Origin of the sequence: Pseudoruminococcus sp. (assembly GCF_047012705.1) — a bacterium.
In the GTDB taxonomy this organism is placed as follows: domain Bacteria; phylum Bacillota; class Clostridia; order Oscillospirales; family Acutalibacteraceae; genus Pseudoruminococcus.
The window spans coordinates 212,768-213,953 of sequence record NZ_JBKXNW010000005.1; the positions used below are offsets into that span (position 1 = coordinate 212,768).

Below are 1,186 nucleotides of genomic sequence, written 5' to 3' on the forward strand. Positions count from 1 at the left end.
TTGCCCTACAAGAGCAATTCGCCGCCTTTGTAGAACAGACCGACAAATCGAAATTGGCAGTAAAACAGGTGCTTGAAAAGGCTGAAATGCTCAAAAAAGCACTGATGCAGGAATATTTTGGCTGATAATTCAGTCGGTGCAGGATGTTGGTACACTAAAAATCAAATGAGGTGTACCAAATGAAAGAACAAATTATACTTAACATTACGCAGGAAATGCTCCCTTTTCTCGATAACGCCCAGCTTTTACAGCTTCAAAAAGTATTGGAGCGTAACCTGTGGAATGTAGAAATTACGAAAAGCAGCGATAATTCAGATACTCCCGAATTGAGTAACGGCGAACTGCTGACCGCTTTCATAAACGCAAAAAGAATCGAGGGGTGCAGCGAAAAAACGCTGAAATACTATCAGTCCACTATCAACAAGATGCTTTCCGATACTGACAAGCATATCACGCATATTACAACAGACGATCTGAGAGAGTACCTTTCGCATTATCAGAAAGAGAACTCTTGCAGTAAGGGCAATATCGACAATATCCGCCGTATCCTGTCGAGCTTCTTTTCATGGCTTGAAGATGAGGATTATATCCTGAAAAGCCCTGTCAGGAGAATACATAAAATAAAATCCGCAAGGACTGTCAAGGAAACCTATACCGATGAGGCGTTGGAGCGTATGCGTGACAACTGCGAAAATCTGCGTGATCTGGCTATCATTGATATGCTTGCTTCAACGGGAATGCGTGTCGGTGAGCTTGTCGGACTTAACAGAGCCGATGTTGACTTTGAAAGCCGTGAGTGCATTGTTTTCGGAAAGGGCAGCAAGGAACGTCCGGTTTATTTTGATGCCCGGACAAAGATACACCTGAAAAACTATCTTGAATCAAGGACGGACGATGATCCTGCCCTGTTTGTGTCCCTCCTGAAACCGCACTGCCGCCTGAAAATCAGCGGTGTAGAGATCAGGCTTCGTGAATTGGGGCGAAAACTGGGTATCACAAAGGTTCACCCTCACAAGTTCAGGCGCACCCTTGCTACAAGGGCTATCGACAAGGGAATGCCCATAGAACAGGTGCAAAAGCTCCTCGGTCACAGCAAAATCGACACTACGATGCAGTATGCTATGGTCGATCAAAATAATGTTAAGTTAAGTCACCGAAAATACATCGGCTGATTTCAAATCACGGT

The 1,186-nt window shown here is 44.4% G+C and carries 1 protein-coding gene; it reads left to right on the top strand.

Annotated elements, in window-relative coordinates; all coding sequences use genetic code 11:
- Positions 1–179 precede the first annotated feature (179 nt).
- Complete coding sequence (gene xerA / locus ACLU24_RS06840; protein WP_412611302.1) at positions 180–1,172, top strand: site-specific tyrosine recombinase/integron integrase; 993 nt, start codon at positions 180–182, stop codon at positions 1,170–1,172.
- The last annotated feature ends 14 nt before the right edge of the window (positions 1,173–1,186 follow it).

Excerpts from the sequence above, each read along its gene's own strand:
- xerA (WP_412611302.1), top strand. The coding sequence starts at position 180 with ATGAAAGAACAAATTATACTTAACATTACGCAGGAAATGCTCCCTTTT.